The organism is Sphaerotilus sp., from assembly GCF_013299175.1.
GTDB lineage: Bacteria > Pseudomonadota > Gammaproteobacteria > Burkholderiales > Burkholderiaceae_C > Sphaerotilus.
In genome coordinates this window covers 1-10,842 of the sequence record NZ_JAAFKF010000118.1, presented here as the reverse complement: position 1 = coordinate 10,842, position 10,842 = coordinate 1, and the positions used below count along the sequence as shown (strand labels likewise).

At 66.4% G+C, this 10,842-nt stretch carries 6 protein-coding genes and 1 pseudogene; 4 read left to right on the top strand and 3 right to left on the bottom strand.

The genetic code is table 11. The annotated features are described in order from the left end of the window. The 3 genes from QZW52_RS16530 to aceE form a co-directional block, all read right to left on the bottom strand. A partial coding sequence (locus QZW52_RS16530; RefSeq protein WP_294000766.1) for a dihydrolipoyl dehydrogenase family protein occupies positions 1 to 1,420 on the bottom strand: 1,420 nt, incomplete at its 3' end. A gap of 15 nt (positions 1,421 to 1,435) precedes the next feature. Further along, positions 1,436 to 3,148 carry a dihydrolipoyllysine-residue acetyltransferase gene (gene aceF, locus QZW52_RS16525; protein WP_294000765.1) on the bottom strand — a complete coding sequence of 571 codons (1,713 nt, stop codon included), beginning with the start codon at positions 3,146 to 3,148 and terminating at the stop codon, positions 1,436 to 1,438. A gap of 35 nt (positions 3,149 to 3,183) precedes the next feature. After that, positions 3,184 to 5,892, bottom strand: a complete 2,709-nt coding sequence (gene aceE, locus QZW52_RS16520; protein WP_294000763.1) for a pyruvate dehydrogenase (acetyl-transferring), homodimeric type — start codon at positions 5,890 to 5,892, stop codon at positions 3,184 to 3,186. Between the two features lie 218 nt (positions 5,893 to 6,110). Between aceE and QZW52_RS16515 the strand changes: the two genes are divergently transcribed. The 4 genes and pseudogenes from QZW52_RS16515 to QZW52_RS16500 form a co-directional block, all read left to right on the top strand. Further along, on the top strand, positions 6,111 to 8,657 hold the full coding sequence (locus QZW52_RS16515) for a PAS domain S-box protein (RefSeq protein ID WP_294000761.1): 2,547 nt from the start codon (positions 6,111 to 6,113) through the stop codon (positions 8,655 to 8,657). Positions 8,658 to 8,663: 6 nt separating this feature from the next. Further along, positions 8,664 to 9,287: a response regulator transcription factor gene (locus QZW52_RS16510; RefSeq protein WP_294000759.1), complete on the top strand. Its 624-nt coding sequence runs from the start codon at positions 8,664 to 8,666 to the stop codon at positions 9,285 to 9,287. A 99-nt stretch (positions 9,288 to 9,386) separates the two neighbouring features. Continuing rightward, entirely contained in the window at positions 9,387 to 10,256 is an 870-nt protein-coding gene (gene folD / locus QZW52_RS16505; RefSeq protein WP_294000757.1) for a bifunctional methylenetetrahydrofolate dehydrogenase/methenyltetrahydrofolate cyclohydrolase FolD, read from the top strand. A gap of 28 nt (positions 10,257 to 10,284) precedes the next feature. Then, positions 10,285 to 10,842 (top strand): annotated as a pseudogene (locus QZW52_RS16500) (oligopeptidase A); the annotation flags it as partial.

The window sequence follows — 10,842 nt, the reverse complement described above, 5'->3', positions numbered from 1 at the left end:
GCAGCGTGCCGGCGATGACTTCCGCCGCGACGTGCGCCTCATGCACCGCCTTGTGCGCCAGCATCGGCTGCCCGACGATGTCGCCGATGGCGAAGATGTGCGGCACGTTGGTGCGCATCTGGATATCCACGTTGATGAACCCCCGATCCGTAACCGCCACGCCCGCCTTGTCAGCGGCGAGCTTCTTGCCATTGGGCGTGCGGCCCACGGCTTGCAGCACCAAGTCGTAGACGCCTTCGCTCTTCGTGCCGTCCAACCCCTCGAACTGCACCTTGATGCCTTCGGGGGTGGCTTCGGCGCCGACCGTCTTCGTCTTCAACATGACCTTGTCGAAGCGTTTGGCGTTCATCTTCTGCCAGACCTTCACGAGGTCACGGTCAGCGCCCTGCATCAGGCCGTCGAGCATTTCCACCACGTCCAAGCGAGCGCCCAGCGTGCTGTAGACGGTGCCCATTTCCAGGCCGATGATGCCACCGCCCACGATGAGCATCTTCTTCGGCACGGCCTGGAGCGCGAGCGCCCCGGTCGAATCGACGATGCGCTCATCCTGCGGGAAGAACGGCAGGCGCACGGCCTGCGAACCCGCTGCGATGATGGCGTGCTTGAACTTGACGACCTTGGCGCCGCCCGCTCGCTCCGTGCCCGCGCCCTTGGTCTCTTCGACCTGGACGTGGTACGGGTCGAGGAACTGGCCGACGCCGCGCACGGTGGTGACCTTGCGCATCTTGGCCATCGCGGCGAGTCCTCCGGTCAGCTTGCCGATGACCTTGTCCTTGTGGCCGCGAAGCTTGTCGATGTCCAGACTCGGTGCGCCGAACTCGACGCCCAGATCACCCAGGTGCGAGACCTCGTCCATCACGGCGGCAACGTGCAGCAGCGCCTTCGACGGGATGCAGCCCACGTTCAGGCAGACGCCGCCCAGCGTCGCGTAACGCTCGACGATGACGACCTTCAGGCCCAGATCCGCCGCCCGGAACGCCGCCGAGTAGCCGCCAGGACCAGCGCCAAGCACGAGCAGGTCGCACTCCACATCGGCTGCACCAGCGTAGCTCCCCGCATTGCTCCCTCCCCCAGCGGGGGAGGGTTGGGGAGGGGGTGAAGCCGAAGGCGAAGCTTGTGCCACTGCCGAGGCCCCCACCCTGCCCTCCCCCGCTGGGGGAGGGTTCACAGCCGCAGCCGCTTCGGCGCTGTCCAGTACCAGGATCACGCTCCCCTGGTTCATCTTGTCGCCGATCGCGACTTTCAGCGCCTTGACCACGCCCGCGTGGCTCGACGGAATCTCCATCGACGCCTTGTCGGATTCGACCGTGAGCAAGCTCTGCTCGGCCTTCACCGTGTCGCCGACCGCCACCAGCAGCTCGATGATCGCCACGTCCTTGAAGTCGCCGATGTCCGGGACTTGTACTTCGATCAATGCCATGTCAGTTCCTTCCGATCACAGCACGATGCGGCGGAAGTCCGCCAGCAGCGATGCGAAGTAGACGTTGAAACGGGCGGCGGACGCGCCGTCGATGACGCGGTGGTCCCACGACAGCGACAGCGGCAGCATCAGGCGCGGCTGGAACTGCTTGCCGTCCCACTTCGGCTCGATGGCGCTCTTGCACACGCCCATGATCGCCACTTCCGGCGCGTTGATGATCGGCGTGAAGTACCGCCCACCGATGCCGCCCAGCGACGAGATCGAGAAGCAGCCGCCGGTCATTTCGGCGGGGCCGAGCTTGCCGTCGCGGGCCTTCTTGGCCAGTTCGCCCATTTCCTGGCTGATCTGGAAGATGCCCTTCTTGTCGCAGTCCCGGATCACCGGAACCATGAGGCCGTTGGGCGTGTCCGCCGCGAAGCCGACGTGGAAGTAGTTCTTCAGCACCAACTGATCACCGTCGAGCGACGAGTTGAACTCGGGGAACTTCTTCAGCGCCGCGACCGCCGCCTTGATCATGAAGGCCAGCATCGTGACCTTGACGCCGGACTTCTCGTTTTCCTTGTTCGTCGCCACGCGGAAGGCTTCGAGGTCGGTGATGTCCGCGTCGTCGTGGTTGGTGACGTGCGGGATGATCACCCAGTTGCGGTGCAGGTTGGCGCCCGAAATCTTCTTGATGCGCGAGAGGTCCTTGCGCTCGACCGGGCCGAACTTGGCGAAGTCCACCTTCGGCCAGGCGAGCAGGCCGGGGAAGGCGCCGCCAGCCGCCGCAGCGGGAGCCGGGGCAGGCGCGGCAGCCTTCTGGGCGACGGTCTGCACCGCGCCGGCCATCACGCCCTTGACGAAGCCCTGGATGTCGGCCTCGGTGATGCGGCCCTTGGGACCGGAGCCCTTGACCTCGGCCAGCGGCACGCCCAGTTCGCGGGCGAACTTGCGCATCGACGGCGAGGCGTGCGGCAGGTTGAGCGCCGGGGCGGTCGGGTCATGCGCAGGCACGGCCACCGCCACCACTGTCTGGCTCCCTCCCCCAGCGGGGGAGGGTTGGGGTGGGGGTGAAGCCGAAGGCGAAACTTGTGCTACTACCGAGGCCCCCACCCTGCCCTCCCCCGCTGGGGGAGGGTTAACAGCCAACGTCACAGCCGCACCCGCAGTACCTTCCAGCACCACGACCAGCGACCCCTTCTTCACCTTGTCACCGAGCCCGACCTTCAACTCCTTCACCACACCAGCGTGCGACGACGGGATCTCCATCGACGCCTTGTCCGACTCGACCGTGATCAGGCTCTGCTCGGCCGCAACGGTGTCGCCGACCTTGACCAGCAGCTCGATGACGGCCACTTCGTCGAAGTCGCCGATGTCCGGAACGAACACCTCGACCGGACCCGAAACCGAAGCCGCATGACTCCCTCCCCCAGCGGGGGAGGGTTGGGGAGGGGGAGCCACGGTGGCAGCCGCAGCCACCGGAGCCGGTGCAGGCGCCGCAGCAACCGCCCCGGCCACCTCCAGCATCACCACGACAGTGCCCTCGTTGATCTTGTCGCCAAGCGCAACCTTCAGCTCTTTCACCACGCCCGCATGCGACGACGGAATCTCCATCGACGCCTTGTCCGACTCGACCGTCAGCAGGCTCTGTTCCGCCTTGATGGTGTCACCCACCTTGACGAGCACCTCGATGATCGCCACGTCCTTGAAGTCACCGATGTCCGGGACTTTCACTTCGATCAATGCCATGTTGTGTCTCCGTGTACTGAATTGCAGAGGTACGGTCAGGCGTACAGCGGGTTGATCTTGTCGGCCTTGATGCCGTACTTGGCAATGGCTTCCGCCACCTTCGACACCGGCACCGTGCCTTCATCGGCCAGCGCACGCAGCGCGGCGACGACGATGTAGTGGCGGTTGATCTCGAAGTGCTCGCGCAGCTTGCCGCGGAAGTCGCTGCGGCCGAAACCGTCCGTGCCCAGCACCTTGTAGGCGCGGCCTTGCGGGATGAAGGCGCGGATCTGCTCGGCGTAGGCCTTCATGTAGTCGGTCGAGGCGATGACCGGGCCGGCGTGCGGCTGCAGTTGCTGCGTGACGAACGGGACTTGCGCCGCCTCCATCGGGTGCAGCAGGTTGTAGCGTTCAGCGGCCTGGCCATCGCGGCCCAGTTCGTTGAAGCTCGGGCAGCTCCACACGTTGGCCGCCACGCCCCAGTCCGCTTCCAGCAGCTTCTTCGCCGCGATCGACTCGCGCAGGATCGTGCCCGAACCCAGCAGGTTGACGCGTGGCGTGACCGCTGCGGCGCCTTCTTCGAGCAGGTACATGCCCTTGATGATCTGCGCCTCGGTGCCAGCCGTCAGGCCGGGCATCGGGTAGTTCTCGTTCAGCAGCGTCAGGTAGTAGAAGACGTTTTCCTGCTTCTCGACCATGCGCTTCAGGCCGTCCTGCATGATCACCGCGACCTCATGGGCGAAGGTCGGGTCGTAGCTGACGCAGTTCGGGATCGTGCCGGCGAGGATGTGGCTGTGGCCGTCCTCGTGCTGCAGGCCTTCGCCGTTCAGCGTGGTCCGGCCGGACGTGCCGCCCAGCAGGAAGCCGCGCGCCTGCATGTCGCCCGCCGCCCAGGCCAGGTCGCCGATGCGCTGGAAGCCGAACATCGAGTAGTAGACGTAGAACGGGACCATGATCCGGTTCGACGTGCTGTACGACGTGGCCGCCGCGATCCAGCTCGACATGCCGCCGGCTTCGTTGATGCCTTCCTGCAGGATCTGACCGGCCTTGTCCTCGCGGTAGTACATCACCTGGTCTTTATCGACCGGGGTGTAGTTCTGACCCGCGGGGTTGTAGATGCCGATCTGGCGGAACAAGCCTTCCATGCCGAAGGTGCGCGCCTCATCGACGAGGATGGGCACGACACGCGGGCCGAGCGCCTTGTCGCGCAGCAGTTGCGTCAGGAAGCGGACATACGCCTGCGTCGTCGAGATCTCGCGGCCTTCGGCGGTCGGCTCGATCACGGCCTTGAAGGTGTCGAGCGAGGGCACGGTGAAGTGTTCGTCGGCCTTGGTGCGGCGGTGCGGCAGGTAGCCGCCGAGCGCCTTGCGGCGGGCGTGCAGGTACTGCATTTCCGGGGTGTCGTCGGCCGGCTTGTAGAACGGGATGTTCGCCAGCTCGCTGTCCGGCACCGGGATGTTGAAGCGGTCGCGGAACGCCTTGATGTCCTCGTCGATCAGCTTCTTTGTCTGGTGGACGGTGTTCTTGCCCTCGCCGACCTTGCCCATGCCGAAGCCCTTGACGGTCTTGATCAGCAGCACCGTCGGCTGGCCCTTGTGGTTGACCGCCTGGTGGTAGGCCGCGTAGACCTTCTGCGGGTCGTGGCCGCCACGCTTCAGGTTCCAGATGTCGTTGTCGGACATCTTGGCCACCATCTCCAGCGTGCGCGGGTCGCGGCCAAAGAAATGCTTGCGGACGTAGGCGCCGTCGTTGGCCTTGAACGCCTGGTAGTCGCCGTCCAGCGTGTCCATCATCAGCTTGCGCAGCGCGCCGTCCTTGTCGCGGGCCAGCAGGGCATCCCACTCGCTGCCCCACAAGAGCTTGATGACGTTCCAGCCCGCGCCGCGGAACTCGCCTTCGAGTTCCTGGACGATCTTGCCGTTGCCGCGCACCGGGCCGTCCAGGCGCTGCAGGTTGCAGTTGATGACGAAGACCAGGTTGTCGAGGTTCTCGCGGGCGGCCAGACCGATGGCGCCCAGCGACTCGACTTCGTCCATCTCACCGTCGCCGCAGAACACCCAGACCTTGCGGTTCTCGGTGTTGGCGATGCCGCGGGCGTGCAGGTACTTCAGGAAACGCGCCTGGTAGATCGCCATCAGCGGGCCGAGGCCCATCGAGACGGTCGGGAACTGCCAGAACTCGGGCATCAGCTTCGGGTGCGGGTAGCTGGAGAGGCCCTTGCCATCGACTTCCTGGCGGAAGTTGAGGAGTTGCTCTTCGGTCAGGCGGCCTTCGAGGTAAGCACGCGCATAGACGCCGGGCGAAACGTGGCCCTGGATGTACAGGCAATCACCGCCGTGGTTCTCGGATTCCGCGTGCCAGAAGTGGTTGAAGCCGGCGCCGAACATGTGGGCCAGCGACGCGAAGGAGCCGATGTGGCCGCCCAGGTCGCCGCCGTCTTCCGGGTTGTGGCGGTTGGCCTTCACGACCATCGCCATCGCGTTCCAGCGCATGTACGCACGCAAACGCTCTTCGATCTCGATGTTGCCGGGGCAGCGTTCCTCGTGGTCCGGTGCGATGGTGTTCACATAACCGGTGTTGGCCGAGAACGGCATGTCGATGCTGCTCTGGCGGGCGTGGTCCAGCAGCCGCTCCAGCAGCGCGTGGGCACGTTCGCCCCCTTCGGCCTGGATGACGGCCGACAGCGCGTCCATCCACTCGCGGGTTTCCTGGGGATCGGAATCGGGATTGGCCGCACCGGGCTGGCCTTGGGGGATTGCAGACATGGTGTCTCCTCGTTCTGCAGCGTCAGGGATAGACCGCCGATTCCCATCGGAATGGGCATGCATCGGTGGTCAGGCGCACCCCTCCATCGGGGTATGGGGCAGAAGTCTCGCACATCGGGCTTGATATTTCAAATGGCGCCGAATGATTTCATAATATGAAATACAAAGCGGCGTTTCCGGCAATCGAGTCGCTGAGGCACCACCCCGATAATCCCCGGATGCCTCTGTCTCTCCCCAACCGCCCGCCCAGCCTGGGTGGAAGAACCCGACCCCTGCGGCGCCTGTGGTCGTGGTGGCGCCGCCTGTCACCCTCACGTCAGGACCGCATGGCCACGCTGGGGCCGCTGCTGTCGGTGCTGCTCTTCCTGGCGGCCATCGTCGCGGCCTTCTGGTATCTGCGAACCGAAGAACGTGACCGGGAAGTCGAGTCGGTCAAGCGCGACGCCGAGCTGGTGCAGCAGCAGATCCGCCTGCGCCTGATCGACCACCAGGAGCAGATCGTGCTGCTGGCGCGCGACCTCGTCACCCGCACCATCGACCGCGAGCAACTGGTCGGGCAGGCCGAGTCCCTGATGCGGAATCGGCCGGAGATCGTCAGCCTGACCTGGCTGGGCCAGCAGCGGCAGGTCGTGGCGCGGTACGTCTCGCCGGACCTCGTGGCCGCCATGCCGCGCCTGGGCACGCCGGACAGCACGGACAGCCACGACGCCCCGCGCCTGAACGCCACCCTGGCCGCCTTCAGCGACGCCAGCACCCTGCGCCTGCCGGTGTACTCGCGGCCCTTTCCACACGAAAACCGCCTGATCGTCTTCCAGGTCCACGTCCCGCTGATCGACCACGGGAATTTCGCTGGCACGCTGATGGCCGAATACTCAATCGACAAGCTGCTGCGCAGTGGCGTGCCGCCGGAGGTGTCGAAACGGCGGGTCATCTCGCTGCTGAACGCCGAGGGCGAGGTGATGGCCACCACCTTCAGTGCAGCCAGTGCGGCCAGTGCGGTCAGCCGCCAGCACCGCCCCAGCCCTGGACTGACCTACAACGTGCCGTTCGCGCCCGTGGACCACGGCGTGACGCTGCGTGGCGAGGGCCACCTCACCTCGGTGGGACTCGTCGGCAACACGCTGTTCTGGATGGTGCTGGCCTTGTCGGCGTTGACGTTGTGGATGCTGTTCGGCACCTGGCGCCACATGCGCCGGCGGCTGCAGATCCAGGGTGCGCTGGTGCAGGAGACCAACTTCCGCCGGGCGATGGAGAACTCCATGCTCACCGGCATGCGCGCCATGGACAAGGACGGCCGCATCACCTACGTCAACCCCGCCTTCTGCGCGATGACCGGCTTCACCGAGGCGGAGCTGATCGGCCGGCTGCCACCGTTTCCGCACTGGCCGCCCGAGCGCATGGAGGAAAGCTCGCGCCTGCTGCAACAAGAACTCGCGGGCCGCAGCCCGGCCGGCGGGATCGAGGTGCGCGTGCAGCGCAAGGACGGCACGCAGTTCGACGCCCGCATGTACGTCTCGCCACTGATCGACCCCCGCGGCCACCAGACCGGCTGGATGACCTCGATGACCAACATCACCGAAGCCAAGCGCATCCGCGACCAGCTCACCGCTTCGCATGAACGCTTCACCACCGTGCTGGAGGGACTGGACGCGGCGGTGTCGGTGCTGTCGGTGCAGACGGGCGAGCTGCTGTTCGCCAACCGGACCTACCGGCTCTGGTTCGGCGGCGACGCGCACTGGCACACGCTGCTGGCCGGTCGCCCGCCCAAGTCGGTGGACGAGCTGAGCGACGCCGTGGACGGCATGGGCGGCCTGCCCACCGCCGAGATGGACGACTCCAGCGCCGACGCGCGCGAAGTGTTCAGCGACGTGCAGCAGAAGTGGTTCGACGCCCGCCCGCGCTACCTGCAATGGACCGACGGCCGGCTCGCGCAGATGCTCATCGCCACCGACATCACCGCCCGCCGCCGCATGGAGGAGCAGACCGCCCACCAGATCGAGCGCGCCCAGGCCACGAGCCGGCTGGTGACGATGGGCGAGATGGCCTCCTCCGTCGCGCACGAGCTGAACCAGCCGCTGGCGGCCATCAACAACTACTGCAGCGGCATGCTCACCCGGCAGCGCGCCGGCACCCTGCGGGACGAGGATCTGGTCTCCGCGCTGGAAAAGACCGCCAAGCAGGCCCAGCGCGCCGGCCAGATCATCCACCGCATCCGCCAGTTCGTGAAACGCAGCGAACCGCAGCGCCAGCCCACCCGCGCCGCCGACATCGTGGACGACACGCTGGAGCTGGCCGGGCTGGAGCTGCGCCGGCGCAACGTGGCGATCCACAGCTACGTGGCGCAGCGGCTGCCGGTGCTGCAGGTCGATCCGATCCTGATCGAGCAGGTGCTGCTCAACCTGCTGAAAAACGCCGCCGAGGCCATCGACAACGCCCAGATGCCCCCGAAGCGGCGCACGATCGAGCTGCGTGTCGTCCCCCGCCATACGCCGGAAATGGGCGGCGTGATCGAGTTCAGCGTGACCGACGCCGGACCCGGTCTGAAAGAGGATGTGAGCCAGCGCCTGTACGAAGCCTTCTTCTCCACCAAGGCCGACGGCATGGGCATCGGGCTGTCGCTGTGCCGCTCGATCATCGAGTCCCACCAGGGGCGGATCAAGGCGGAGAACCTCTACAATGCCGAGAGCATCACGGGTTGCCGTTTCTCCTTCATGCTGCCCGTCGGCACTGCCGGCGATTCCTCCAAACCCTCCGAAACCCACTGAACACGCATGAGCCTGATCCCCAAAAAAGGCACCGTCTACGTCGTCGATGACGACGAAGCAGTGCGCGATTCGCTGCAGTGGTTGCTCGAAGGCAAGGACTACCGCGTCAAGTGCTTCGACTCGGCCGAGGCATTCCTGTCCCGGTTCGATCCGCGCGAAGTGGCCTGTCTGGTCGCCGACATCCGCATGGATGGCATGAGCGGGCTGGAGCTGCAGGACCGGCTGCTGGAGCGCAAGAGCCCCCTGCCCATCGTGTTCATCACCGGCCACGGCGACGTGCCGATGGCGGTGACGACGATGAAGAAGGGCGCCGAGGACTTCATCGAGAAGCCCTTCAAGGAAGAGGAGCTGGTCGGCCTCGTCGAGCGCATGCTGGACCGCGCCCGTTCCGCTTTCTCGACCCACCAGGAACAAGCCAGCCGCGACGCCCTGCTGTCGCGCCTGACGACCCGCGAAGCGCAGGTGCTGGAGCGCATCGTCGCTGGCCGCCTGAACAAGCAGATCGCCGACGACCTGGGCATCAGCATCAAGACGGTGGAAGCGCACCGGGCGAACATCATGGAAAAGCTCAACGCCAACACTGTCGCCGATCTGCTGAAGATCGCGCTCGGTGCGACGGCCAAGCCCTGAAGCGCCCGGCCGCCCGCGACCCGCTGCACCCACACCCCACGCACTTCCCCTGCAAGGCCGCTCGACAGCGGCCTTTTTCATTCCAAGGAACCTGTCCAGATGCCCGCCACCGCCCAACCCATCGACGGCAACGCGCTGTCCAAGCAACTCCGCGCCGAAGTGGCGCAACGCGCTGCGGCGCTGACGGAACGCGGTGTCACGCCCGGTCTGGCGGTGGTCCTGGTCGGCGAGAACCCGGCCAGCGCGGTCTATGTGCGCAACAAGGTCAAGGCGTGTGCCGACAGCGGGCTGCACTCGGTGCTGGAGAAGTACGACGCGACCATGACCGAGGCCGAGCTGCTCGCCCGCATCGACGCGCTGAACAACGACCCGGCTATCCACGGCATCCTGGTGCAACTGCCGCTGCCGAAGCACATCGACGACCACAAGGTCATCGAAGCCATCTCGCCGCTGAAGGACGTGGACGGCTTTCACATCGCCTCGGCGGGTGCGCTGATGGTGGGCGAGGTCGGCTTCAAGGCGTGTACGCCCTACGGCTGCATGAAGATGCTGGAGTCGATCGGGATGCAGGATCTGCGCGGCAAACATGCGGTGGTGATCGGCCGCTCGAACATCGTCGGCAAGCCGATGGCGATGATGCTGCTGGCCGCCAACGCCACCGTGACCGTGACCCACAGCGGCACCGCAGACCTGGCCTTCCACACCCGGCAAGCCGACATCGTGGTCGCCGCCGTGGGCAAGCGCAACGTGCTGACGGCGGACATGGTGAAGCCGGGCGCGGTGGTGATCGACGTGGGCATGAACCGCAACGACGAAGGCAAGCTCTGCGGCGACGTGGACTTCGACGGCGTGAAGGAAGTGGCGGGCTGGATCACCCCGGTCCCCGGTGGGGTCGGGCCGATGACCATTACGATGTTGTTGGTCAACACGATCGAAGCCGCGGAACGCGCTGCCGCCAGCGCCACCTGAGGCACACCGCCCAACGCACTCAACGCCCATGACCGACACGACCTCCACGAACCCCCTGCTCTCCGCCCAACCGCTGCCGCTGTTCGACGCCATCCGGCCCGAGCACGTCACGCCGGCACTCGACGCGCTGCTGGCCGACGCCGAGGCCGCCCTCGACACCGCCGTGGCACCCGACACCCCGGCCGACTACGACACGCTGTCGAAGGTGCTGTCGGTGGCGACGGAGCGGCTGGGCTGCGCGTGGGGAGCGGTCGGTCACCTGAAGGGGGTGGCCGACACGCCCGAACTGCGCGCCGCGTTCAACGAGAACCTGCCGCGCATCACCGAGTTCTACACGCGCCAAGGGGCAGACAAGCGGCTCTACACCAAGTACAAGGCGATCGCCGCCAGCCCGTCCGCCGCCACCCTGAGCGCCCCGCGCCAGCAGGCGCTGTCGCACTGGCTGCGCGATTTCGTGCTGTCCGGCGCCGAGTTGCAGGGCGAGGCCAAGGCCCGCTTCGCCGGGATCCAGGAGCAGATGGCCGACCTGGGCCAGAAGTTCTCCGAGCATGTGCTCGACGCGACCGACAGCTTCACGCACTACGCC

Coding starts and splice junctions, on each gene's coding strand:
- aceF (WP_294000765.1), bottom strand. CDS start 3,148: ATGGCATTGATCGAAGTGAAAGTCCCGGACATCGGTGACTTCAAGGAC.
- aceE (WP_294000763.1), bottom strand. CDS start 5,892: ATGTCTGCAATCCCCCAAGGCCAGCCCGGTGCGGCCAATCCCGATTCC.
- QZW52_RS16515 (WP_294000761.1), top strand. CDS start 6,111: ATGCCTCTGTCTCTCCCCAACCGCCCGCCCAGCCTGGGTGGAAGAACC.
- QZW52_RS16510 (WP_294000759.1), top strand. CDS start 8,664: ATGAGCCTGATCCCCAAAAAAGGCACCGTCTACGTCGTCGATGACGAC.
- folD (WP_294000757.1), top strand. CDS start 9,387: ATGCCCGCCACCGCCCAACCCATCGACGGCAACGCGCTGTCCAAGCAA.